Below are 24,743 nucleotides of genomic sequence, written 5' to 3'. Positions count from 1 at the left end.
TCGGCATGCGCTTTTTTCGTTTCAGCCTGACCGCATTCGTATGACCCGATCTGTCCGCATTCTGTTTTCGTTTGCCCTCGCTGCGCTCGCTGCCACGGCACAGGCCGCCGGCCCTGCTTCATCCAACTCGCTGACCGCCCTGCGCGTCGAACACCAACTGTCGTCGCTCGGCGCCGACGGCATCCAGCGCGACGTCCGCTTTGCCGAGCGCGTCTACCGGCAGGGCGACCGCGTCTGGATCGCCCGCGAACTGCCGCCCGCGTCGGCGCACGCCGAGCATGACCACGCCAATGCCCACGCCGGCCACAAACACGCCGATACCGACACTGCCCCGCGCTGGATTGAGCGCGACGCCAAGGGCGCGCTGACCGTGCGCGTGGTGAGCGAGTCGCAGCAGAAGAACTACGCCGTGGAACCGGCCGAATATTCCAACATCGGCTTCGACGGCTCGTGGGCGACGGCGTATCACCTGCTCGACCCCGCGGCGCTCAAAGGCATGCGTGCCGAAGGCCTGGTACGCAATGGCGTGCAGACCTACCGCGCGACGCAGGGCGAGCGCACCGTCACCGTCGATTGGGACGTGGCCGGCCAATACCCGCGTCGCGTGGAATCGCGCAACGCCACCGGCACGCAACGCAAGCTCACGCGCGTGACTGCATTGCCGGCGCCCGCCGCCGCGCCGTGGGAACGCGCCCAGCGCTACGCCGCCACCGATTACACCGACCTGATGGACTGACGCTTCGGTCGGTGCGCGATAGCGCTATAGTGCGAAACACCCCCCCAACATTCGCACGACATGACGATCACCGACCCGACCCTCGCTGCGTTTGCCGCTCCCGCCTCGCACGTGCCGCGCGTGCTCACCATCGCCGGTTCGGACAGCGGCGGCGGCGCGGGCATCCAGGCTGACCTGAAGACGTTTGCCGCGCTCGGCTGCTACGGCATGTCGGCCATCACCGCTATCACCGCGCAGAACACGCTGGGCGTGACGGCGGTGGAATCGCTCACCCCAGACATCGTCGCCGCGCAGATCGACGCCGTGGCAAGCGACATTGGCGTGGACGCCGCCAAGACCGGCATGCTCGGCACGCCGCAGGTGGTGGAAGCGATTCTCTCGGCGCTGGACCGCCACCCGATCGCTAACCTCGTCGTCGATCCGGTCATGGTCAGCACCAGCGGCGCGCAGCTTGGTAGCGACGCCACGGCGCAGGCGATGGCGAAATGGCTGTTCCCGCGCGCGTTGCTTGTCACGCCGAACCTGCCGGAAGCCAGCGCGCTGCTCGGCCGCGAGGTGCGCACCGCCGACGACATGCTGCCCGCCGCGCGCGACCTGCTGGCGCTTGGGCCCCGCGCCGTGCTGCTCAAGGGGGGGCATCTGGCCGGCGCGTCTACCGCCGGCGAAGACGGCGTGCTGCAAGACGTGCTGGTCACCGCCGACGGCGCCGAGCGCATCTACGCCCACACCTACATCGACACGCCGCACACGCACGGCACGGGCTGCACGCTGTCGGCCGCCATTGCCGCACATCTGGCGCGTGGCGATGCGCTGGAAGCGGCCATCGAAGCCTCGCTCGATTACCTGCTGCACGCAATTGGCGCGGGCCGGCATCTGGCCCTTGGGCGCGGGGCGGGTCCGTTGAACCACGGGTTCGCACCGCGACCGCTCGCAGCGCCGCGTTCGCTCGACGTGGATGTCGAGGAAGACTGATCAGGGGAGCCGCCATGAAACGCCTGCCGATCCCGCTGGTGCGCTGTCTGCCAGTGGCAGCGCTGTGCGCACTGCTCGGTGCCTGCAATGGCTACATCAGCCTGGGCTCGCCCATCGGCAGCGCTTTCTCGATTGGCGGCACGTTGTCCGGACTGCCCGGCGGGCAGGCGATCGTATTGCTCAACAACGGCCGCGATTCGCTCACGCTGGCCGCTAACGGCCCGTTCGTGTTTGGCGGGCTGGTGCCGTTCGACGGCAGCTATGTGGTGACGATCAGCACGCAGCCCGCATCGGCCAACTGCGTGGTGACGAATGGCAGCGGCACGGTCAATGGCGATGTGAACAATGTGCAGGTGACGTGTCAGGCGCGCTGAACCTGTCTCGTACCGGGCTCATTGAACGTTGGCCTTATTGCCGTCGGTCCGTTCCCCAAACCAAGCCCAGTACGCCCGGTTCTCGCCTCGTGCGCGCGGCCAGTACGTCACGGGCGGCTTGGGCTGCCAACCCGGCGGCGGCCCAATCAGCACTGCCCAGCTGTCGGTGGAATCCGCCACACTGGTGACGACAGCACTCTTGCCGCTCTGGTCGGCATACGCCGCCGCAAACGCGGCATTGACGGCAAAGCTGGCTGCCCGCGCCGGTCCCTCCATGTGCTCCGCCACGCTATATACGTTGGCGATCTGGTCCAGGCCGGGCCACTGCTGGTGAATAGCGGCGCGCAACGGCCGCATCAAGGAAGTGACATTGTCGGCATGCTTTGGCACGTCGTAGTAGACGCGCTCGACCAGATGCTGTTCTGCGGCCTGCGCTTGCACGGCTTGCATGAGACCGGTCCATGCTCCACCTGGGTTGGCCGCCTTGTTGCCAATGGCGCCTTGGTGTTGATGCGGGGTGTAGAACGAGGCCAGTGCTGTGTAGCCCCAGTCGGCGCTCGGGTGGCCGAGGATCAACAGGGCGGTGTTTTCGTTGGTCTGCTCGCCCATGGGGTAGTTGGGCGCGTCTACGTTCCATACCCACGCCAGCTTGTCAGGGTGTTGCGCCAAGAACTTGAGGGCGTCTTGGAGGTTGTAGAAACCGACGTTGGTGTCGCCTGCCGACACGGTGACGTTGGGCAACCTGCCTTCGGGGTTGAGCAGCATGCTTTTGGCTTGGGCGTCGCTTGCGATCTCGTGAAACACCAGCCGCCGCACTGCCTGCAGTGACAGGGTGCGCTCGCCAATAATCATTTCCGGAAAGACGCGCGTACCGCGTACGGTCCTACCCCTGTCGTCTTTGTGCAGCGTGACCCAGTAGTCGCGCATGCGTTCTTCGGCATGGGCGGCGTCGTAGGCGAGGATGCTGGGCGCGGGCATGCCCATGGCCTTTTGCTCTTCAAGAAGGTCTTTCTGTCCCGTACTGGGGTGAGTGTCGTCAAGGTAGGTTGGCGTGTTCAACCACTCGCGCGGCAAGCCAAAGAACACGTTCGGGTCGAAGTAGTTAGGGCGGCTGGTACCCCGCTTGAGGGAATAGAAATAATTCGCGTCCTCCAGGTAGTCGTTGAAGGTGAGCAGTGGGGCGGTAATCAATTTGCTCAATGCCGACTCGAATCTGTCGCGCTTTACATGTGGAAAATCCTCCAATCGTTCATGGCGCGACAAGCCGAGCGTCAGCTGCCCCACTGCATCGCCCAGCTTGAAGCGCTTCGCCTGCAGGTCGTCGTCATTGGGCTGTGCGAGCCCTTGTGCCCACAGCAGATTCCATTGGGTTGGGTAGTCCCGCCACATCAGCGGGTTAAGCCATTGCACCCCCAGCAGGACTGCGGCGGGGGCCTGGCCCTGATCACCTTGTTGTGCTTGCTTTTGCATGCGCGGCCAGGCGATGGGTTGGCGGTAGTAGGTTTTGTTATTGGGCATCTGGACTCCGGATTGACAGGCAGAAAGCAACAAGCAGGCGGCTGCGAGCACGTGGGTGACGGCACGCCGATAAGCGATGAGATGAAATGAATCGCGCATGTGGGTTCCTCAGGCGTAGCGTGGTCCGTCTGGCGACGTGTGGTACGCATCTAAGCGCCCGGGATTTCGCGCGTCGTCAATGCCAATAGCCCTGACAGCGCCCTTGATAGCCGCTAGGTTTTTGTGTTGCTCCAACGGGCCGTTGTCGTAGAGCGCTGCCTTCGTGCCGTAGTACGTGAACTCGCTGTCGTTCTTGGGATCGCGCCCCGGCGGGTATTCGTCCTTGTCTACTGGCTCACACCACCGCCAATCCGCCATCCGCCGCAACTGGTTCATCAACAACTCATCGAAGTGGCACAAGCCCACGTCCACGTCATACGCGAGCACATGTTCGGCATGCATGGCGTTGGTGAGGATGGTGGAGTGGTTGGTGGCTTGCGCGTCTTCGCCGTCCTTCATCAGCGCGGTGCGCTCTTGCTGTTCGAAAGCGCCAAACGTGGTGCCGCGCAAGGTGTGGTGTTGTGCGGCGTTCATCTTCTCGACGTCGTCTTCCGCAAAGAGCACGCCCTTTCTGAGGAAGCCGTCGTCGTTGTAGAGTTCGCGCCGCGCGCGCTGGCGCACCCCGGCGTTCTGGTCGTAGCGCATGGCGGCTTCGCTGGCGGCATTGCCGTGGCCGGTCTTGCGTTGCTCGGCGTAGGGGTCGAACTGGCCTTCTGGAATGCTCCGCTTGCGGTTCAGCGCATCGCTGGCGGATTCCTTGTGCGCGTTGAAGGGGCCGATGGTGCGCACGCCATCCGGATGTGAGGTCTCGCCGGGTCGAGGCGCGCCGTGCGGCAGGTAGACGGCTTGGGGCACGATGCCGCCGCCGGGCACCTGGGGGGCATTGACCAGCACGGCCCAGTCATCCGCTGGGTCGGCATTGACGTTGGTGGCGCCCTTCACGGCTTGGCCGCCCCACATGATGGCTTGGATTGGAACGCCGGCAGCGCTGGCGACCAGCTTGCCCCAAATGCTCTTGCGCGAATCGCCCCAGATCCTGGCGAAGGAAACGCCCGCGGTGTCAGGGGACGGCGTCCAGAAGGTGGGCTTGGTGTTCCGCGGTTTGAAGGTGCCGGTGGTGTCATCCCAACCGCTGCCCACATCGGCCGGCGTTGCGCCGATGGTGTCGTGCCAATAGCGGTAACGGTAGCCGGGTTCTGCCCCAACCTTGTACGGGGTACCCGGCTTGGTTTGCGCCCAGACGCGTTGGAACAGAATGCGCTGAGCCCCGGTGGCTTGCACATCCTTGTCGTTCAAGCCAAGCCAGCCCATGCCCTGCACCGGTGAGACAGAGATGACGCGGTCGTGCGGGCAGCAATAGAGGAAGACGCGCCCCCGGGTCTGGTGGTCAGCGCTGTCCTGTGCGGCAGTGCGCGGGGTGTCGCCATTCTTGGGGCACGCGTTGAATCCGAGCTGATCCACGGCGTGGTGGCTGTAGTGTTGGGCCCGGGCCCGGAAGTGGCGCACGATGTCGAAGAAGCCCTTGAGGCCTGCAACGCGCGCGTCGTAGGTGACGCGGCCTGCGCCGTCAAATTGGCTGAAGTTATCCAGGCGGCTACCGCGCAGGCTGTAAGGCGGGTTGGCGAGGACGTAGGTGTCGGCTACGCCCCAACCTTTGGCGCCGGTTTCTTTGTTCGCTCCGAATTCAATATGGTTGGCGCCGAAGTAGGCAGAGGCCAAGCCCACCATGTTGCCCTGGCTATGGCAGACGACGGTGACGGGGCAATCGCGTTCGAAGATGTCGCGGTGCAGCTCGCGGATGCGAGCGACCAGTTTGGCTAACCGCCACGCGGCAAAGGCCTGGTAGTGGCGCGTGGGCGCGCTATAGATCTGGCGGTCACTCGTCTGCAAGTGCTGAAGTTCAAACAGACCGCCCAAAACTTCGCTGTCAGTGCCCTTGCCGAACAGATCCGGCAGAGCGGAGGCGCCATTCACGAACGGACCGCCGCCCCAGGCGTTTTTCTCGTCGAGCAGAATATTGCCGCCCACACTCGCAAGCTCGTTGCGGACGGTGCCATCTTCCTGGACGACGTCTTCGCTGCTGGCTTTGTAGCCCCAGCGGAAACGGATGACGGGGCTGGTGCCGCTGCCCGGTTCAATGAAGGTGTTGGCTTTGAGGTCGCGGCGTATATAGCCGTCTTCCGTCAGCTCGGCTGTATAGCGCATGGGGCGGAGCTTGCCGCTCTCCTTGGGGTAGGCGACCTGCTCGTCGTTGCGTTGTAGGCGGGCGTTGAGCCCCTTGCAAAGGCCTTCCTCTGCGGCGTCGAACCATTCGCCGGTGGAGTTGACGCCATGGACGAAGATGATGACGCCGGGCAGCGGTGCGGGATAGACGACCTTGCGGCATGGGCCGCCGGGTAGGGTGATATCCGTCACCTTGATGCCGTAGAACGAGCGGCGGCGGGCGGTGACGGTAGTTTCGGGCAGAGCCTGTTCAGGGATAGTCATCGTGCAGGACCTCAGGGTGGAAGATGCAAATGCACACAGATCCACCAGTGTCGGAGCGGCGCGCACGAAATCGACGAGACTCAACACTCTTTGACTTCATCGCCCCTGAGGCCGGCACGAATGAACAACGATGGGATATGTTCGACGCGGCAGTTAGTCGAGAACGCAGGAACAAAAAAAAGCGCGGCTCTCGTCCGCGCTTTTTTCTTTGCACCGCCGATGTCAGGCCGATGCCGCCGCCTGCTCCTTCGTCCACTTCTCCATGCGCCTGGCCATCTCGTCGGGCGCCACGTCTTCCACATGCGTGGACACCGTCCACACGTGACCGAACGGGTCCTTGAGCGTGCCGGAGCGGTCGCCGTAGAACTGGTCCACCACGGGGCGCACTTCCGTGCCGCCGGCCTTCAGGGCATTGGCAAACACGGTATCGACGTTGGGCACATAGATCATCAGCCCCACCGACGTGCTCTGCAGCGTGTCGGGGCTGGCGCAGACCGTGTCCGGCGCTTCGTCCGACATCATGATGGGGGAATCGCCGATGCGGATTTCAGCGTGCGCGATGGTGCCGTCGGGGCCATCCATACGAACGAGTTCGGTGGCGCCGAAGGCTTGCTTATAGAAATCGAGCGCGCGCGCGGCGCCTTTGATGCTCAGGTACGGGGTGACGCTGTGGTAACCCTCGGGGATGGGCTGGACCGCCATGTCTTGTCTCCTGCAGCGTGTGTCGGAAAGCCGCTGCGGCAACAAACGCAGCGGCGCACGAACAGGATAGGTCAGCGAAAACGCGGGTGCGCGGCGCAAGCGCGCAGACGTGCGGCGGACGATGCTTACGCGCGCACGTGCGCCGCGAACGTCGCTTGCAGTGCATCCACCGCAGCCGGCACATCGGCCGCCTGGGTGATGGCGCGCACCACCGCCACGCTGCCCACGCCCGATTCCAGCACGCGCGGCATCGCTGCCAGGTCGATGCCACCGATGGCGACCAGCGGCGGCGCCGGCACGCGCGTGCGCATGGCGGCCGCGTAGGCGAACAGGCGGCCGAGGCCCTGCGGAACCGTCGGCATGGTCTTGGTGGGCGTGGCAAACACAGCGCCGAGTGCAAGGTAGCTCGAGTTCAGCGGTGCGACGCGCAGCATTTCGGCAAAGCCGTGCGTGCTGATGCCAAGGCGCAAACCGGCCGAGCGGATCGCCACCAGGTCAGCTTCGTCGATGTCTTCCTGGCCGAGGTGAATGCCGTAGATGCCGCTGTCGGGCGCCTGCGTATACACGTCAAGCGCGACTTGCCAGTGGTCGTTGATGAACAGGCGCGTGGCGCTGCCGCGCGCCGCGGCTTCTGCCCGGCGCACCTGGTCGACCACGGCTTGCGCGTCGTCCGACTTGAAGCGTAGTTGCACCGTCGGCACCTTGAGCGCGACGAGGCGCGCCACCCAGTCCGCATCCGGCACGACGGCGTAGACGCCCAGTTGCGTCGGGCACAGCGCAAAGGCAAGCTCCGCTGCGGTCGGGCACGGCAACGCCGGTTCGAGCACGCGAGGCAATGCATCGAATTGCGTGGGCCAGGCCAGCGCATCGGCATTCGCTTCCGCGACCCACGCGCGCGCGACGCATAGCGCATCGCGCGGTTCGAATGCCAGCGCGAGTGCCGCACCGAAGATGGCGACGAAGCGCGCATCGAATGCATCGCCTTGCGCCGCAGACGTGAAGCGGTACATACCGAGGCGGTCGTACACGGTGTCGATGCGCTGGTCGCCTTCCACTGCAGCCAACACAACAGCGGCGCCAGCAGAGCGAGCACGTTCGGCTCGCGCCGTATCGGTCGTCAGCAGGACCGTGGCGGCGCTCGTGGCTTCGTCAGCGTGGTCGGTCACGCTCCAGGCGTGCGGTGCGCGACCGAAGGCTTCGGTATGACGATCGACGATCTGCGCAGCAAGCGCTGCAGCTTCCGGCCACGCGGCGGAAAAACGCAAGGCTGACAGGCTCATGCGCTTCTCTCTTCCGCATGCCAGAACGGCAGGCCGACGACGGGCGTGCTAGCCTGCGCGACATCACGCTCAGGCATCGGGCCCGACAGCCGCGCAAGGCGACCGGCCTGCGTGCCCATCGCAAACGCCTGCGCCATCGCCACCGGGTCGCCGGCTTGTGCGACGGCGGTGTTGAGCAGCACGGCGTCGTAGCCCCATTCCATCACCTGCGTCGCGTGCGACGGCACACCCAGGCCCGCATCGACGATGAGCGGCACGTTGGGCAGGCGCTCGCGCAGCAGGCGCAGGCCGTACGGGTTGGTTGGCCCGCGGCCGGTGCCGATGGGTGCGGCCCACGGCATCAGCGCCTGGCAGCCGACGTCGAGCAGGCGGCGGCACAGCACGAGGTCTTCAGTGCAATACGGCAACACCTTGAAGCCGTCGCGGATGAGGCGTTCGGCGGCGGCTGGCAGCGCGAGCGTGTCGGGCTGCAGCGTGTAGTCATCGCCGATGACTTCGAGCTTGATCCAGTCGGTCTCAAACACTTCGCGCGACATCTGCGCGAGGGTATAAGCCTCGTCGGCGGAATAGCAGCCGGCGGTATTCGGCAGCACGGGCACACCGAGTTCGCGCAGCATCTTCCAGAAGCCCGCGCCGCCCTCGGGCGAGCCGGCGCTCTGGCGGCGCAGCGCCACCGTCAACATGGCCGGGTTGGACACACGCACGGCGTCTTCCAGCGATTGCGGCGACGGATAACGCGCCGTGCCGAGCAGCAGGCGCGAGGCGAAGGTTTCGTCGTAGAGGCGCAGCGGATCAGCCACGGCGGAAAGGTTCGTAGTGGTCATCGAAGACTCCTAGCCGCCCACGACGGGCTGCACGAGTGCAATGCGGTCGCCTGTCTTGAGCGCGTGCTGCGCATGGCGCGCCTTGGGCACGAAATCGCCATTCACGGATGCGGCAAACGGCGGCGCGATCTGCAGTTGCGGCGTGGCCGCACCAATGGCGTCGGCCAGCGTGCTGCCCAAAGGCAGGGCCAGCGACAGGTCGTTGAGGGTGACGTTCAGCGTCATGACAAAACAGGTTCAGGCGACGCAGCGGCGGCGAATAGCTCGGGCCATTCGCAGTCTTCCGTATCGAAGGCACAGCCGTCCAGCACGTCGCACGCCGCTGCCACCGCGGCTTGGGTGACGGCGGGCGCGATCATGTAGCCGTGCCGGTACAGGCCATTGACCGACAACGTGCCAGCGCCATCCCAGCGGACGGCCGGACGGTGGTCCGGCAGCGTCGGGCGGCACTGCGTGTTCAGCTCCAGCACGCGCGCCTCGCCAAACGCGGGGTGCACGGCGTAGGCCGCAGACAGCAATTCCAGCGTGGAGCGCACGCTTGCTGGCGACATGTCGTCGGATTCCAGCTCGGTCGCGCCGATCACGTAGACATTGCCCGGCTTGGGCGCGATGTAGAGCGGGTAGCGCGGATGCAGCATGCGCACCGGCCGCGTGAGCGACACGTCCGGCGCATGGATGCGCGCCACTTCGCCGCGCAGGCCACGCAGTCGCGGCCACTGCGGCTTGGCACCGAGGCCCCGGCAATCGAGCACCAGGCGCGCACCCAGCCCGGCGGCAGCCAGTGCGTCGGGGCTCGGATCGACAACCTCGGTATTCCAGCGCAGTTGCACGCCGAGCGCTTCCAGCTCGGTCGCCAGCGCATCCAGCACGCCGCGCGGGTCAAGCTGACCTTCGCCTGCCAGATACAGCCCCTGCGTGAAGCGTTGTGCGAGCAGCGGCTCGAGTTGGGCAATGCCGGACGCGTCCACGGCACGCAGATCGGCGGCCACGCGCTCGGGCGGCGCGGCATTGCGCACGTGGTTGGCAAACAACGACGCCTCACCACGGTCCGCCGCATGCCACACCACCAGCGTGCCGGCCTCCTGGATGAAGACCGGCGTGCGCAGCTTGGGCAACCAATCGCGCCACAGCGCCAGGCTTGCCAACCCCAAGTCCACGACAAAACGATCGGCCACGGCGGCTTCGGCAAGCGGCGCCAGCATGGCCGCGGCAACGTACGCCGCGGCACCGCTGCCGTCACGCGGACCGCGCTCCACCAAGGCAATGCGCGCGGGGGGCACCCCCGTCTGCGCGAGTTGCCAGGCACACAGGCGGCCGGCGAGGCCGCCACCGAGGATCGTTACGTCGAATGAAGTTGAGGTTGGCATTGCACCGGTGGGTTAGCTGTAGATCTTGCTGCCGCTCTTGCGGAACTCGATCGACTTCTCTTCCATGCCCGCAGTTGGGTTAACTGCGGCGGCGGTGGCGTTGGCGTCGAGCGTGGCCGCGTAGTCGCGCACTTCCTGCGTGATCTTCATCGAGCAGAACTTCGGACCGCACATCGAACAGAAGTGCGCGATCTTGGCGCCCTCGGCCGGCAGCGTTTCATCGTGGAAGGCGCGTGCCTTCTCCGGATCGAGGCCGAGGTTGAACTGGTCTTCCCAGCGGAATTCGAAGCGTGCCTTCGACAGCGCGTTGTCACGCAGCTGCGCACCCGGCCAGCCCTTGGCAAGGTCGGCTGCATGCGCGGCGATCTTGTAGGTGATGATGCCTTCGCGCACGTCTTCCTTGTCCGGCAGGCCCAGGTGTTCCTTGGGCGTGACGTAGCAGAGCATGGCCGTGCCGTACCAGCCGATGTTGGCCGCGCCGATGCCGCTGGTGATGTGGTCGTAGCCCGGGGCGATGTCGGTCACAAGCGGGCCCAGCGTATAGAACGGGGCTTCGAAGCAGTGCTTCAGCTCTTCGTCCATGTTGGCCTGCACGCGCTGCAGCGGCACGTGGCCCGGGCCTTCGATCATGACCTGCACGTCGTGCTCCCACGCCTTCTTGGTGAGCTCGCCCAGCGTGTGCAGCTCGCCGAATTGCGCGGCGTCGTTCGAGTCGGCAATGCAACCGGGGCGCAGACCATCGCCCAGGCTGAACGACACGTCGTACGCCTTCATGATTTCGCAGATCTCGTCGAAGTGCGTGTACAGGAAGTTTTCCTTGTGATGCGCCAGGCACCACTTGGCCATGATCGAACCACCGCGCGAGACGATGCCGGTGATGCGGTCGGCCGTGAGCGGCACGTAGCGCAGCAGCACGCCCGCGTGGATGGTGAAGTAGTCCACGCCCTGCTCGGCCTGCTCGATCAGCGTGTCGCGGAACATCTCCCACGTCAGGTCTTCAGCCACGCCGCCGGTCTTGTCCAGCGCCTGGTAGATGGGCACCGTGCCGATGGGCACCGGCGAGTTGCGCAGGATCCATTCGCGCGTCTCGTGAATGTGCTTGCCGGTGGACAAATCCATGATCGTGTCGGCGCCCCAGCGGATCGCCCACACCATCTTTTCCACTTCCTCGGCCAGCGACGAGGTGACCGCCGAGTTGCCGAGATTGCCGTTGATCTTCACGCGGAAGTTGCGGCCGATGGCCATCGGCTCCAGCTCGGTATGGTTGATGTTGGCGGGGATGATCGCGCGGCCCGCGGCGACTTCGGCACGGACGAATTCCGGCGTGATGTCTTCCGGGCGCTGCGGCAGGTTCGCGCCGTACGAGAAGCCCGGATGCTGCTTGAGCAGTTGGCGGTACTCGGGCTTGTCTTGCAGTGCCTGCAGGTTCAGCGATTCGCGCAGCGCGACGTATTCCATCTCGGGCGTGATGATGCCGCGGCGCGCGTAGTGCATCTGGCTCACGTTGGCGCCGGCCTTGGCGCGGCGCGGCTTGGAGATGTGCGAGAAGCGCAGGGGCGCCGTGGCCGGGTCGTTGGCGCGCGTCTGGCCGTATTCGGACGACAGGCCAGAGAGGATTTCCGTATCGCCACGCTCGTCGATCCACTTGGCGCGCAGCGGGGCGAGGCCCGCCTGCAGGTCGATGTGCACATCGGGATCGGAGTACGGGCCCGACGTGTCGTACACCGGCACCGGCGGGTTCAGCATCTCGCCCTTGTCGGTGCGCGTGGCGGTCTGCTTGATGGTGCGCATCGGCACGCGGATGTCCGGGCGGCTGCCGTTGATGTAGGTCTTGCTGGAGGCCGGATAGGCGAACTTCTGGTCGAGCTCGGACTGCAGCGAGTCGAACGATGCGGCGGGGGCGTTTTTGGCTTGGGGCATGGTCTCGTCCTAGATTCTGTGGCCTGGTGGAGCAGGCAGTGGACGAAACCGGGAGAGGTGGCGTGACCCGAAGAACCTGATGGGTGACTGCCAGAGACTACGCGGTGTTCTGAAACTTCCCACGCCGGTACGAACCGGATCGGGTGCGAAGGGACTCTCTCAGCCGCACGGCCCATCCGTACGGCACCCCTGTTTCATCCAACGAGGCTGAATTTAAGCACAGGGCTGCCGGCGTTGCCAGCACGAAAACCAATGAGGTGACGGCCGACGGGTCATTTCAGTCCAAACCGCCATGCAATGTGCGGCGGCGCGCACCGACGCAGCCGGCCTTGATCTTGCGCAACCCCGCCGCGTTTCACCTATGCGACGCTCAATCCCTTTTCTATTGCATTGCGGCATTGCCGCTGGGAGTTGTCATGCTGGAGCGTCGGTTCACACTCGCGGGGCGCAGCCTCGTACCCATCGTGCAGGGCGGGATGGGCGTGGGTATTTCGGCGCACCGGCTGGCCGGCGCCGTGGCGCGCGAAGGCGGCGTCGGCACCATCGCCAGCATCGACTTGCGGCATCACCACGCAGATCTCGTCGCCGCAACCGAGAAATCGCGCGACAAGGACGCCATCAACGCCGCCAACCTCGTTGCGCTGGACCGCGAGATTCGCGCCGCGCGTGAAGGCAGCCAAGGCAATGGCATGATCGCCGTGAACGTGATGAAGGCGGTGGAATCGCATCCTGCGCTGGTGCGCCAGGCGTGCGAGAGCGGCGCCGATGCGATCGTCATGGGCGCGGGCCTGCCGCTCGATCTGCCGGAGATGACGGCGGAGCATCCGAAGGTGGCGCTCATCCCGATTCTTTCCGACTCGCGCGGCGTAGGCGTCGTGCTCAAACGGTGGATGAAGAAGGCGCGGCTGCCCGACGCGGTGGTGATCGAGCATCCCACACATGCGGGCGGCCACCTGGGCGCAGCCCGCATCGAAGATCTGCGAGACGAGCGGTTCTCGTTTGCGCGCGTGCTGGATGAATGCCGTGAATTGTTCATCAAGCTGGGACTGGCGGCGGAGCAGATTCCGATCATCCTCGCGGGCGGCATCGATTCGCATGCCAAGGTGAAGCACTGGCTCGACAAGGGCGCCGCTGCGGTGCAGCTCGGCACTGCATTTGCCGTGACGGAAGAGGGCGATGCGCACGTGCGCTTCAAGCGGGTGCTGACGGGCGCGGAGCAAGGGGATATCGGCGAGTTTGTCAGCGTGGCTGGGTTGCCGGCGCGGGCAGTGATGACGCCGTGGTTGTCGCGGTATCTCTCACGCGAAAGCGCGCTGCAGGCCAAGGCCAAGGTGCGGGATTGTCTGCAGGGGTTCGATTGTTTGCAGACCTGCGGGCTGCGGGATGGGATTGGCAAGGTCGGGCAGTTCTGCATTGACCTGAAGCTTGCGCAGGCGCTGCGTGGGGATGTGGAGCGCGGATTGTTTTTCCGCGGTGCGGGCAAGCTCCCATTTGGGCAGGCGATTCGGCCGGTGCGGGAACTGATGCATTACTTGCTGACTGGGGAAAAGCCGGCGGTATCCTCGACTTCACCCTGATGCGCTGACATTTCGCCCAGCAAAAAGCCAGCCCGAAGGCTGGATTTTTGTTAGCGCTTACCGCTTGTTGCTTCAGAACGGTGCAGCAAACGTCAACCGAACCCCCTGCTGCAAGCCCCCCATGCCCGCCATCACGCTGTAGTCCAACCCAAACGTGAGCGGGCCAGTCCGGAACTTTGTCCCCAACCCGATCTGCATGCGATCGCGCCCAAACGGTGTACCCGGCACGTAATAAGCAGGGCCTGCCGATGCCAGATCGGCATACGCCAAACCTGCATTGCTCTGCCCATTGAAGTCGTGCTGGTACTCCACCCGTGCGAACGGCAGGAACGTGCCCCACTTGGTCTTCTGCGTGTATTCCGCACGCAGGCCGAGCGTGCCGGATACCGTCGTCACCGTCTGGTCGAAATACGTCAGCGCGTTGATGCCGGCGCCCGATTCGGTGAACTGATCCAGCGTCGATTGCGAGACCGACAGGCGCCCGTAAGGCGAGATCAGCCACGCACGATCGCGATGCTCATAGCCGGCCGACACGGAGGCGAACACCTGCTTGCCGCTGCGCTTGCCGGTGGCGAAGTCGTTGGAGTCCGTCACCCAGCGGCGCGAGTCGAAACTGAGCGTGCCGAAGCCGGCCACACCATCGACGAACAACGAAGGCAGCGGGCGATAGCTGCCGTACAGCGCGAGGCTATAGCTGTCGCCCGTGCTCCTGGTGCCCGCGTTGCCGATGTCGGTGGAGTCACGCCCGTAGCCAAACCCACCCCCGATCGAGAGCTGATCGGACACGCGGTAGTCCGCGCCGGCCGTCACACCGCCTGTGGTGAAGCGGAAACCGGAGCGTTGCGTGCCAGCGCTGGCAAAACCAAAGTCCAGCGTACCGGCGCTCCAGAACGCGAGATTCGGGTCGGTGTTGTCCGGGCCCGCGCTGGCGGCATCAGCGCCGGGCAGATCGGGGCCGGCATCGGCGGTTGACTTGTCGGTGCTGCCGCTGGCCGCATCGGCGTTGCGCTTGCCGCGTGCGAATGGCCGCACGCCCTGACCGTCACCGCGCATGCAGGCATCGTGCGCGGAAATGCCGGCCACATCCTGGCAACGCGCTTGCATGTCTGCGCGATGGCCCGGCATGGCGACCGTCAAACCGTTGCTCGAGGGTGCCCGGCCAGTGCCGTGCAGCGCTTCCAGGCGGCGGTTGTAGTTGTCAATCTGCGTGGTGGCGAAGCGGCGCGCGGCCTGCACTTGCGCGTTGATCAGACCTGCCACATCAGGATCGGCCGAGGGGTCCTTGCGCGGCGCCACGCTCACCTGCACCGTTGCAGCCGTCGAGGTGGCGAACGCGTTGGACAGCGTGTACGTCAGCACGGCCTGGCCGCTGTAGGTGCCTGACGGGGTGAAGTTCAGCACGTACGTCGATGCCGCCACCGCCTGCGGCTTCAGGCCGGCCGGTGTCTGGATCGCCTTCTGCACGATGCTGGCCGTACCCGCGTTGTAGGGCACCACCGACACCAGCGTCGCCGCCGTGAAGGGGCCACCCGTGGCGCCTTCGGTCAAGTCCACGCTCACCCCCTGGCCCGACGACGTGATGGCCTGCCTCTGCGCCACCGCAATCGGCACGGCGTTCACGTTGACCGTTACCGGAATCGGCGCGGACGTGCCGGCCGTGTTGATCAGCGCATAAGTGAAATTGACTGCGCCGGAGGTGGTCTGGGTCGGCGTGTAGACGATGTCCAGACCGTTGACGACGGCAGTGCCGCTGGCAGGCGGATTGACAATCGTGACGGACGAGAACGGACCGCCGGTTGCATTGGCCGTTGCATGCAGCGTGATCGGTGCCGTCGACATGGTGGTGGCCGTGATTGCCGGCGCGGTGCCGATCACCTGGCCCACCGTGATCGTGAAGCTGCGCGTACCGCTGTACGGGGCGCCAGTGCCCGTGCTGCTGTCGGTGGCCCTCACTGTGAATGAGCTGCTGCCCAGCGTAGTGGGCGTGCCCGACAGAACGCCAGTGCTGGCGTTCAAGCTCAGGCCCGCAGGCAACGTGCCGGTGGTGACGGCGTACGTGTAGGGCGCGGTACCGCCGGTAGCTGTGAAGGTCTGGCTGTAGGCCGTGGTGACTTGGGCCGACGTTGCGGCCGCCGGATTCACCGTGACCGTGGGCGCACCGATGGTGACGCTGTAGGCACGGCTGGCCGTGAAGCTGTTGGCATCCGTTGTCGTGATGGTGAAGTTGAACGTTCCGCCTGCGGTGGGTGTACCCGACAGGAACCCGGAGGTGTTCAGGCTCAGGCCAGCCGGCAATGCGCCCGCCGTAACAGCATAGGTGTACGGCGCGGTGCCGTTGGCCGCCGTTATGGTTTGGCTGTACGCCGTTGCAATCCCTGGGTTGGGGAGCGTGGCCGGCGATACCGTCAGGCTAGGCGCGGCAATGGTGAGCGTGTAGACACCGCTTACCGCAAACGGAGCACCCGTCCCCGTCGAACTGTCGGTAGCGGTGACGGTAAAGCTGACCGTGCCGGCCGTGGTTGGGGTCCCTGCCAGCCTGCCGGTGGTGCCGTTCCACGTAAGGCCCGTGGGGACAGTGCCGCTATTCACCACGAAGCCATAGGTGTATGGGTTCGTACCACCACTTGCCGTGAAGTTGCGGCTGTAAGCGGTGCCTGCGACACCGCTGAGAGAGCCCGAGGCCGGCGTGATGGTCAAGCTGGGCGACCCAATCGTCAGCGAGTAGGCACGGCTACCCGTGTAAGGGCCGGTTCCGGTACTGCTGTCAGTCGCGGTGACGGTGAAGTTGAACACCCCACCCGCCGTGGGCGTACCCGACAGCGTGCCGTTGCTGGACAGCGTCAGCCCCGTCGGCAGCGAACCTGCCGTGACGGCATACGTGTAGGGACCTGTGCCGCCGCTGGCCAACATGGTCTGGCTGTATGCCGTAGCGATGGTGCCGCCCGGCAACGTGCTCGGGCTGACCGAGACGGTGGCTGCGTTGACCGTCAGGGTGTACGCGCGCGAGCCGGTATAGCTGTTGGCATCAGTAGCCGTGACCGTGAAGTTGAAGGTGCCGCCCGCCGTGGGCGTACCAGTGATCGCGCCAGTGCTGCCGTTCAAGCTCAGGCCCGTCGGCAGCGCACCGGCAGTCAGCGCGTAGCTGTAAGGCGCGGCACCCCCGCCGGCCGCGGCAGTCTGGCTGTAGGCGGCGCCGACAGTCGCCGCACTCAGGGTGGTGGGCGACACGGTAATGGTGGGCGCCGAGGTGGTCAGCGTGTAGGTGCCAGACGTGCTGTACGGCCCCGCGCCCGTTGCGTGGTCGGTGGCAGTCACCGAGAAGTTGACCACGCCCGTGGTGGTCGGCGTACCGGACAACACGCCGGTTCCGGTGTTGAACGAGAGACCGGTCGGCATCGTCCCGCTATGGACCGCAAGGCTATAGGTGTATGGCGCCAGACCGCCGCTGCCTGTGAAGGTCTGGCTGTACGCCACGCCGGTTGAAGCACTGAGACTGCCCGATGCCGGGGTGAGCGCCAACGTGGGTGCATTGACGACCAGCGTATAGGTACGGCTGCCCGTATATGGGCCAGTACCGGTGCTGCTGTCGGTGGTGGTCACGGTGAAGTTGAACGTGCCGCCCGCCGTGGGCGTCCCCGACAGCACGCCGCCCGAACTGAGCGTGAGCCCGGCGGGCAGCGCACCGGAGGTGATGGCATAGGTGTATGGCCCTGTGCCACCGCTGGCCGTTATCGTCTGGCTGTAAGCCGCAGCCACCGTCGCGTTCGTCAACGAAACCGGCGATACGGTAATAGTTGGCGTGCCGATCACCAGCGACAGCGCGCCGCTGGTGGCAGAGAACGGGCCCGTGCCCGTACTGCTGTCGGTGGCGGTTACCGCAAAGTTGAAGCTGCCATCGGCGGTTGGTGTACCCGATAGCATGCCGTTGCTTGTCAGCGTCAGCCCTGGCGGCAACGCGCCGGACGCGATCGTATAGGTGTACGGCGCCGTGCCGCCACTGGCCGACGCCAGTGACTGGCTGTAGGCCGCACCGACAGTGCCGCCAGCGGGTGAGGACGGCGCGTAGTTGACCGTCGCATTCGACACGGTGACGGTGATTGTGGCCGGCGCCGTCGTGCCGCCCGCATTGCTAGCCGTGTAGGTGAACGAGTCCATGCCTGAGTACGACGGGTTGGGCGTGTAGGTGATCGACCCGCCCGAGACCGTGGCCGTGCCGTGGGTCGGCTGCGTGCCGACAGCCACGCTGGTTGCACCGGTGACGTCCACCGTAGCGTGGTTGTTAGTACTGCCGTGCGCCACGGTAATGCTGGTCGGACCGGCGGTTGGCGGCAGCACGTAGGTAAACCGGTCAGCCGCGCTGGTGGTACTGGTGCCGCCGCCGTTGGTCACCGTCACATCAACAACGCCAGTACTGCCCGCCGGTGATGTTGCCGTGATCTGCGTGGCGCTGTTGACAGTGAAGCTGGTGGCGTTGGTCGCGCCAAACTTGACGGCCGTGGCGACGGTGAAATTGGTGCCGTTGATGTTGACCGAGGTGCCGCCGCCGGTCGTCCCTGTGTTCGGCGCAATGCCCGTCACCGTCGGCGCAGTTGGGATTACAGCAATGCTCACGATACCGTTAGGCACCCAGGTGACGCTGTCATTGCTGGTGTAGAACGTGGCGGTATCAGTGCCGCTGAAGTTACTCGGCGGCGTGTAAACGAAACCATTGGTATACGGATCCCCCGATGGCGGTACCGAACCGCTGTAGATGGCGACTTTGCCGCCTTGGGCGGTCGCCGTAAGAAAGAGCGGGCCGAATGAACTGTTTGTACCGCCGGAAGAATCGTAAGCAATGCCGGATAGGAAGGGGTCGCAGTTGCTCGTGTCCGCAGCCGTAAAGACATAGGACTTCTGCGCATTCATGTTGGTCGAGAATGAGACGGTGCAGGCAGCGGCGAGCGCTCCTTGCGACAACACCGTCAGCCAGATCGCCAGCACGGCCAGCAGGCCCTGGCGCAGCCATTCCCGCCCCTGCGCCTCCAGACGCCGGAACATCGACCATCCGGCAACCCCACGCCGGCCAAACGGGCTGTTTTGTGTGAGCACGCGCATTTCTCCCTCGTTCAGGCCCGCTGTCTTGCGAGCTTTTTCTCTCGAGCGTTCTTGCGAAATTCAGAGCCTGACTGCTGCCAGGCACTCCCCCGTCACGAGGGAATAGCGCGTGGGATTTGCATACCGGCACCGACAATCGGTGCAATGGCTGCGTGTTACCCCTTGGAAATCCCCCGTCAGACCAGCGCAGCCTTTCTTATTTATTTTGACTGGCACATTGATCCGGACGCGATGCTAAGAAAAGCCTCCCCATCCGTCAACACTGGTCGCCGGTGAAACCGTTACCACACAAGGCTTTTTAGGCTTTTTTTCCCTTTATATCGCGGCACTATCTCGTTAATAGAATGCATATTGAGACGGCATGACCGGGCGTTGAGACACAGAGACCATTTATCACTCAAATATCGGACGCCGATCATTTTGGAATTTTCGAATGAATAAGCGCTTGTGGAGTGGCGGTCTAAATAAACCCGCCTCTTCGCATTTGTATTTCCATTACGAGGGTGCGCGGCGCGCAATGGCGAGCGGTCGACCAACCAGCCACCCGCCACGGAGTCCGTTTACGCAGCCGAACCGCCACGGGTCTACCATGTGTTCACAAACAAAGGTGACCCAGGAGACCCCCAATGCCCACCGAGGCCACGCACCGCGTCTTCAACCAAGTCCCGGACCTGACCGGCTTCAACCCGTTTACGTCCGACACCACGCTGCAAGGCGCGCTCGAACGTCTGGGCGGCGGCTGGAACGCCAGCGCGCTGCAAGCCTTCGGCGACCAACTCGGCGCGCCCGAGACGCTGCAGTGGGCCGCCGAGGCCAACTCCTACCACCCGGAACTCCACACCCACAGCCGCACTGGCGAGCGCATCGACGCCATCCGCTTCGACCCCGCGTGGCATGCGCTGCTCGGCCTGATGCGCAGCCAGGGGCTGCAGGCCCTGCCGTTTGCCGACCCGCGCCCCGGCGCATGGGCCGCCCGCACCGCGGGCTATTTCATGCAGGCGCAGATCGAATCCGGCACGCTGTGCCCGGCGACAATGACATTCGCCAGCATCCCCGTGCTGCAGAACGAGACCGCGCTGTTTGCCGATCTGGGGCCGCGTCTCTACGCCCGCGAACATGACGCACGTGACCTGCCGTGGCGCCAGAAGACCGCCATCCTCGTCGGCATGGGCATGACCGAAAAGCAGGGCGGCTCCGATGTGCGCAGCAACACCACGGTGGCAACGCCCTTGCGTGGCGAGGGCCGTGGCGCGACGTACGCCATCACCGGGCACAAGTGGTTCTTCTCTGCACCGATGTGCGATGCGCACCTGGTAGTCGCGCGCATGGGCGCGGAAGACGGGCCGCTGTCGTGCTTCTTTGTCCCGCGCTTTCGCGATGACGGCAGCAAGAACCCGATCCAGATCCAGCGTCTGAAAGACAAGCTCGGCAACCGCTCGAACGCGAGCAGCGAAGTGGAATTCCGCGGCGCAGAAGGCATCCTCATCGGCGAGGAAGGACGCGGCATTCCGACCATCATCGAGATGGCGACACACACGCGGCTGGATTGCGTGATCGGCAGCGCGGCCATCCTGCGCCACGCGCTGATGCAGGCGCTGCACCACGCACGCCACCGCATGGCGTTCGGCCGCCTGCTGGCCGACCAACCGCTGATGCGCAACGTACTGGCCGATCTCGCGCTCGAATCGCAAGCGGCAACGTTGCTGATGATGGAACTGGGCGACGCGTTCGAGCGCGCCGATGTCGATCCGCTGGCCGCAGCGTGGAAGCGCATCGTCACGCCCGCAGCCAAGTTCTGGGTCTGCAAGCGCACCATCGAAGCAACCGGCGAGGCAATGGAAGTCTGGGGCGGCAACGGCTATGTCGAAGAAGGCCCGATGGCGCGTCTGTACCGCGAGGCGCCGGTCAATTCCATCTGGGAAGGCTCAGGCAACGTGATGTGCCTGGACGTGCTGCGCGCCATCGCCCGCACGCCGGACGATGCGTTGCGCCTGGTGCACGACATTGGCGAGCGCGCGCACGGCCACCGTGCCGTGCGTGCGGAGCTGGCCGCGCTGCAGGCGATGCTGCATCAGCCGGGCGACATCCAGGAAACCTCCGCACGCCGCATCGCGCAGGGGCTGGCACTGACGGCACAGGCTGCGCTGATGCTGGCGTACGCCCACCCGGACGACGCCGAGCGCTTTATCGCCAGCCGCTTCCATCATCAACATGGCCGCGTGTTTGGCACGCTCGACGGACACGCGCAGGAACTGGGCGCAGTGCTGCAACGCGCGTGGCCCGTGTAGCGCACCCTGGGGATGCGGCTAAATGTGAGCGCACGCTTTTGTGTAACGCTCAAAACCACATCGCGACCTCCGGCCGCTTATCCACGCACCGAACAGGTGCTTGAGGGTATACCCGCATTCAGCGCATAATGCGCGCCCATGGCGGCGCGTGACATTGCTTCACGCTTTGGCATTCCCCGGGGGGAGTGACGGCGCGCCCCAGCCAATGCTGCGCAGCCGGGCGGACGTCGCCTGGCAATCGATTGCGCGCACCGCCGCGTCGATAGGGCCCCGATGCGGTCGGCTGGCCATTAGAAGCCCGAACCTCTCCTAGGACCTTTGACGATGCCGTTCGCTGCGCGCACGTGGCTGCTGGCCGCGCTTGCCGTTCCCGCTGCTGTTTCCACCGCCTTCTTCCCGTCCAACGCCGTTGCCGCTACCCCGACGCTCGATCGCATCCGCGACTCGGGCACGGTGCATGTGGCGTATCGGGAAGACTCCATTCCTTTTTCGTACCTCGATGGCAGCAAGCCGGTCGGCTATGCCATCGACATCTGCACGCGGCTGATCGATTCGATCAAGACCTCGCTTAAGCGCCCTGACCTGAAGGTGCAGTACGTGCCGGTGACAGCCGCCACGCGCATGGACGTGGTCGCTTCGGGCAAGGCCGACCTGGAATGCGGCTCGACCAACAACTCACGCGAGCGCCGTGAGAAGGTCGCCTTCACGATTCCGCATTACATCACCAAGGGCCGCATGCTGGTAAGGACCGGCTCGCCGATCCAGCAATGGGAAGACCTCAACGGCAAGACGGTAGTGGCCGCGCGCGGCTCGACCAATGCCGACCTCGCACGCAAGCTCAACGAGACGGGCATGACGATGCAGGTGGTCGATGCCAACGATCTGCGCAGCGCGTTTGCGATGCTGGCCGATGGCCGCGCCAACGCGTTTGCCGGTGACGACATCCTGCTCTCGGGCATGCGCGCCACGGCCAAGAACCCGGCGGACTACCGCCTGGCGGGCAAGACGCAGCTCGTATCGTCGTACGCGATCATGCTGAGCAAGCAGGACCCGGAGTTCAAGAAGCTGATCGACCAGTCGATGACGCGGCTGATTGTCGATGGCGAGGTGCCGAAGCTCTACAAGAAGTGGTTCCAGCAGCCGATTCCGCCCAACGGGGTGAATCTGGAGGTGCCGATGAGTTATTTGCTGCGGGATTCGTTTAATACGCCTACGGATAGTGCTGGCAACTAATGTCTTGCTTACGCGGGGTGGCTATGGGTGTTGTTGGTCCATCCCTTGTTTCATCCCCTGCCGGGGCTGACTCGCTTTCTTTGTCTTGCCAAAGAAAGGCGCGCCCGAGATGGCGAAAGACTCGTTGAATTTATGTCGCAGAGAGGGGAAGGGAAAAACTCGTTTCGCTCAGACAGTTTCCCTTCCTTTTTCCTCTCTGCAACAGAAATTCAAGGCGCCATCTAGGGCTCCAACGGCCAAACCACCGGTGTGCGTGCGTTTGCGCCAGGATGTGGCTTGTTGCTCAATGCACCTCGGCCGGTACTGCTTGCGCGGGGATGCCGCTCACCACATTCAACGTCAGGCGTCCGCCCTGGCGCATCAGGTCGGCAGCGCGCTCGGCAATCATGATGATCGGGGCGTTGGTGTTGCCGCCGATGAGCGTCGGCATGACGGAGCCGTCGATCACGCGCAGGCCTGTCAGGCCACGCACGCGTAGTTCCGGGTCCACCACGGCCATTGCGTCGTCGGCGCTGCCCATCTTGCAGGTGCCGACGGGGTGATAGATGGTGTCGGCATGCTGGCGGATCAGGGCGCGCACGGCTTCGTCGTCGGAGCCATCGCCGCGGATGTTTCCGGAATACAGCTCGCGCCCGCCCAGGTCGGCCAGCGGGCGCTGCGCGAAGATGCTCTTCACGGCGCGGAAGCCGGCGAGCATGCCGGTCATGTCTTCGGGGTCGGACAGGAAACGCGGGTCGATCAGCGGCGCGGCGCGTGTGTCGGCGGTGGCCAGGCGCACTTCGCCGCGGCTCTTCGGGCGCAGTACGCACACGTGGCACGAATAGCCGTGGCCGTAGTTGAACGTGCGGTTGTGGTTGTCAGCCATGGCGACCACGAAGTGCAGTTGCAGATCGGGATCGGCCAGATCGGGCCGGCTCTTGATGAAGCCGCCGGCTTCAGCAAAGTTGGTTGCCAGCATGCCGCGACGCTCGCGCCGGTAGCGCAGGATCTCGCCCAGCATGCGGGCGCTGCCGCGCGCGGAATAGCCGATCAAATCCAGGTTGAAGACCTTCTTGTGCAGGATGATGTCGAGGTGGTCCTGCAGGTTCTGGCCGACGCCGGGCAGGTCGTGCACGACCGGAATGCCGAGCGAGCGCAGATGCTCCGCCGGGCCCACGCCGGAGGCCATGAGCAATTGCGGCGAGCCAAACGCGCCCGATGAGACGATCACCTCGCGGCGCGCGCGCAGCGTTTCTGTGCGGCCCGCCCGCTCGACCACCACGCCTGCCGCGCGCTTGCCGTCGAACACGATCCGCAGGGCCTGCGTGTCGGGCAACACCGTCAACTGGCGGCGATTGCGGCTGAAGGTGGCGTCGGCCTTGTCCCCGCCATGCAGGTAGGCGCGCGCGGCATTCCAGCGCTCGCCGTTGTATTGCGTGACCTGGTACGGGCCGACGCCTTCCTGGTCGGGGCCGTTGAAATCGTTGTTGAGGCGGTAGCCTGCGGCCACGCCGGCCTCGACAAAGCGCTGTGCGATGGGGTTACCGGTGCGCAGGTCGCTCACGTGAAGCGGGCCGGTGCCGCCGTGCAGCGCGTCGTCATCGCGGCCGGCAAAACGTTCGTTGCCTTCGGAGCGTTTGAAGTAGGGCAGCACATCGTTCCAGCTCCAACCGGTGCAGCCGAGCGCCGCCCAGTGGTTGTAGTCGCTGGGCGTGCCGCGGATGTAGATCATGGCGTTGAGCGACGAGCTGCCGCCCAGCCCACGCCCTCGCGGCTGATAGCCCTGGCGGCCGCCAAGCCCCGCTTGCGGTACGGTCTGGAACCCATAGTTGCGCTTGTTCTTGAACGGCAGTGACGCCGCGCAACCGGCCGGCACCCAGACCGACAGGTGATGATCGTGCGGGCCGGCTTCGAGCAGCGCGACCGTCACGTCCGGGTCTTCGGTCAACCGGCTGGCGAGCGCGCAACCGGCCGAACCGGCGCCGACGATGACGTAATCGAAGGTGAGGGCCGAGGTGGGCAAATCGTTGGCCATGGATGTCTCCGGATGGTTTTCTAATGGGCGAGCGACGCCGCCGGCTTGTTGCCGGTCACGACTTCACATCGTAGGCGCGCCGGGTTGTTTCAAACGACCGGGCTTACCCGCATTAGAGGCATCGCTCGACGGCATGCAGCAAACCCGCACGCTGCAGTTGGCAGACCGTTGCCTTGGTGGCGATTGCGACATGCGGCAATGCAGCAATTCCGCACTGGCACACGGTTGCGCGCGACCCTGGCAGCGGGGCATGCCGCACACAGCGGGCCACCGATCCGCCCGCCCCGTGCGCTGACAAGCCATTAGCAACGATGCGGT

At 65.2% G+C, this 24,743-nt stretch carries 16 protein-coding genes and 1 riboswitch; of the genes, 6 read left to right on the top strand and 10 right to left on the bottom strand.

The window, feature by feature from the left end; genetic code table 11:
- The first annotated feature begins 40 nt into the window (after positions 1–40).
- Genes CFE42_RS14990 through CFE42_RS14980 form a run of 3 tightly spaced genes read left to right on the top strand, consistent with a single transcriptional unit; the run spans position 41 to position 2,082 of the window.
- On the top strand, positions 41–736 hold the full coding sequence (locus tag CFE42_RS14990; RefSeq protein WP_004628370.1) for a hypothetical protein: 696 nt from the start codon (positions 41–43) through the stop codon (positions 734–736).
- A 60-nt stretch (positions 737–796) separates the two neighbouring features.
- A complete protein-coding gene (thiD, locus tag CFE42_RS14985; RefSeq protein ID WP_004628371.1) occupies positions 797–1,708 on the top strand; it encodes a bifunctional hydroxymethylpyrimidine kinase/phosphomethylpyrimidine kinase in 912 nt (303 codons plus the stop codon).
- 14 nt (positions 1,709–1,722) lie between these two features.
- Positions 1,723–2,082, top strand: coding sequence for a DUF4369 domain-containing protein (locus tag CFE42_RS14980; RefSeq protein WP_004628373.1), 360 nt, complete (start codon positions 1,723–1,725; stop codon positions 2,080–2,082).
- A gap of 18 nt (positions 2,083–2,100) precedes the next feature.
- On the opposite strand, the gene CFE42_RS14975 is transcribed toward CFE42_RS14980, so the two are convergent.
- From CFE42_RS14975 to thiC, 8 genes are all read right to left on the bottom strand, one after another.
- On the bottom strand, positions 2,101–3,699 hold the full coding sequence (locus CFE42_RS14975; protein WP_004628375.1) for a hypothetical protein: 1,599 nt from the start codon (positions 3,697–3,699) through the stop codon (positions 2,101–2,103).
- A gap of 9 nt (positions 3,700–3,708) precedes the next feature.
- Entirely contained in the window at positions 3,709–6,126 is a 2,418-nt protein-coding gene (locus tag CFE42_RS14970; RefSeq protein ID WP_004628377.1) for a DUF3274 domain-containing protein, read from the bottom strand.
- Between the two features lie 222 nt (positions 6,127–6,348).
- Positions 6,349–6,828 (bottom strand): VOC family protein, encoded by a 480-nt coding sequence (locus CFE42_RS14965; protein ID WP_004628379.1) that lies wholly within the window; start codon positions 6,826–6,828, stop codon positions 6,349–6,351.
- Positions 6,829–6,953: 125 nt separating this feature from the next.
- The gene (locus tag CFE42_RS14960) at positions 6,954–8,108 is read right to left on the bottom strand and encodes a thiamine phosphate synthase (protein WP_004628381.1); all 1,155 of its coding nucleotides are present in this window, start codon (positions 8,106–8,108) and stop codon (positions 6,954–6,956) included.
- Complete coding sequence (locus tag CFE42_RS14955) at positions 8,105–8,932, bottom strand: thiazole synthase (protein WP_004628383.1); 828 nt, start codon at positions 8,930–8,932, stop codon at positions 8,105–8,107. The genes CFE42_RS14960 and CFE42_RS14955 overlap by 4 nt, the downstream gene beginning before the upstream one ends.
- Positions 8,933–8,941: 9 nt before the next feature.
- Positions 8,942–9,157 (bottom strand): sulfur carrier protein ThiS, encoded by a 216-nt coding sequence (gene thiS, locus CFE42_RS14950; RefSeq protein ID WP_004628385.1) that lies wholly within the window; start codon positions 9,155–9,157, stop codon positions 8,942–8,944.
- Positions 9,154–10,299, bottom strand: coding sequence for an FAD-dependent oxidoreductase (locus CFE42_RS14945; protein WP_004628387.1), 1,146 nt, complete (start codon positions 10,297–10,299; stop codon positions 9,154–9,156). Before CFE42_RS14945 ends, thiS begins: the two co-directional genes overlap by 4 nt.
- A gap of 12 nt (positions 10,300–10,311) precedes the next feature.
- Positions 10,312–12,219 carry a phosphomethylpyrimidine synthase ThiC gene (gene thiC / locus CFE42_RS14940; RefSeq protein ID WP_004628389.1) on the bottom strand — a complete coding sequence of 636 codons (1,908 nt, stop codon included), beginning with the start codon at positions 12,217–12,219 and terminating at the stop codon, positions 10,312–10,314.
- A 99-nt stretch (positions 12,220–12,318) separates the two neighbouring features.
- Positions 12,319–12,420: riboswitch (TPP riboswitch) on the bottom strand.
- A gap of 215 nt (positions 12,421–12,635) precedes the next feature.
- Between thiC and CFE42_RS14935 the strand changes: the two genes are divergently transcribed.
- Positions 12,636–13,796 (top strand): nitronate monooxygenase family protein, encoded by a 1,161-nt coding sequence (locus tag CFE42_RS14935; RefSeq protein WP_004628391.1) that lies wholly within the window; start codon positions 12,636–12,638, stop codon positions 13,794–13,796.
- 72 nt (positions 13,797–13,868) lie between these two features.
- Here the strand turns inward: CFE42_RS14935 and CFE42_RS14930 are convergent, their stop codons facing one another.
- Positions 13,869–18,890: a putative Ig domain-containing protein gene (locus CFE42_RS14930; RefSeq protein WP_004628393.1), complete on the bottom strand. Its 5,022-nt coding sequence runs from the start codon at positions 18,888–18,890 to the stop codon at positions 13,869–13,871.
- 626 nt (positions 18,891–19,516) lie between these two features.
- Between CFE42_RS14930 and CFE42_RS14925 the strand changes: the two genes are divergently transcribed.
- Together CFE42_RS14925 and CFE42_RS14920 are read left to right on the top strand one after the other, a co-directional pair.
- Entirely contained in the window at positions 19,517–21,178 is a 1,662-nt protein-coding gene (locus CFE42_RS14925) for an acyl-CoA dehydrogenase family protein (protein ID WP_004628395.1), read from the top strand.
- Between the two features lie 324 nt (positions 21,179–21,502).
- Positions 21,503–22,411 (top strand): amino acid ABC transporter substrate-binding protein, encoded by a 909-nt coding sequence (locus CFE42_RS14920; protein WP_004628397.1) that lies wholly within the window; start codon positions 21,503–21,505, stop codon positions 22,409–22,411.
- Between the two features lie 283 nt (positions 22,412–22,694).
- On the opposite strand, the gene CFE42_RS14915 is transcribed toward CFE42_RS14920, so the two are convergent.
- Positions 22,695–24,425, bottom strand: coding sequence for a GMC family oxidoreductase N-terminal domain-containing protein (locus tag CFE42_RS14915; protein WP_004628399.1), 1,731 nt, complete (start codon positions 24,423–24,425; stop codon positions 22,695–22,697).
- Positions 24,426–24,743: the final 318 nt, after the last annotated feature.

It is taken from the genome of Ralstonia sp. PBBBR1, from assembly GCF_002256165.1.
GTDB lineage: Bacteria > Pseudomonadota > Gammaproteobacteria > Burkholderiales > Burkholderiaceae > Ralstonia > Ralstonia thomasii.
Note: the sequence above shows the minus strand (reverse complement) of the source record. Positions and strands in the feature narration are given on the sequence as shown.